Origin of the sequence: Vibrio sp. S457-15, from assembly GCF_000960545.1 — a bacterium.
GTDB classification, from domain to species: Bacteria; Pseudomonadota; Gammaproteobacteria; order Enterobacterales; family Vibrionaceae; genus Vibrio; species Vibrio parahaemolyticus.
In genome coordinates, this window is the sequence record NZ_JYOQ01000047.1 from 1 (window position 1) to 421 (window position 421).

The following is a 421-nucleotide window of genomic DNA, read 5'->3' on the forward strand; positions in this document are numbered from 1 at the left end:
GTCTATACAAGCACTAGAGTACTTCTTATTCCCTTTCTGCTTACACGGATTGATCTTCGCGGGTGCTGAGTACATCGAACATCATAAGATGATAAAGACAAGCCACTCACTAACTCAAGGATACTATTACTTTAGACCGTCCCCAATAAACTTTCTCGACTCAAAACCGCGCGTTGCCGAGTCAATCAAGCTCTCCTATGCGGGCTAAATAAAGCAAAGCAATTTGAACAGTGATCCGCACCACCAGTTTTGGACACCGAGTTAAGAGAGTACAATCACTAACGAGGTGAACCATGACAAACAAAAAGAACCGTATTATCCATTCTCCTGAATTTAAAGCCGAAGCCCTGAAGCTAGCAGAGAAAGTGGGAGTGGCTGCGGCAGGAAGACAGCTCTCCTTGCATGAATCTCAGATCTACGG

2 pseudogenes are annotated in these 421 nt (G+C 44.9%); both read left to right on the forward strand.

Annotated elements, in window-relative coordinates:
* Positions 1-208: pseudogene (locus UF05_RS26460) on the forward strand (EAL domain-containing protein); the annotation flags it as partial.
* 85 nt (positions 209-293) lie between these two features.
* Positions 294-421, forward strand: a pseudogene (locus tag UF05_RS07555) (IS3 family transposase); the annotation flags it as partial.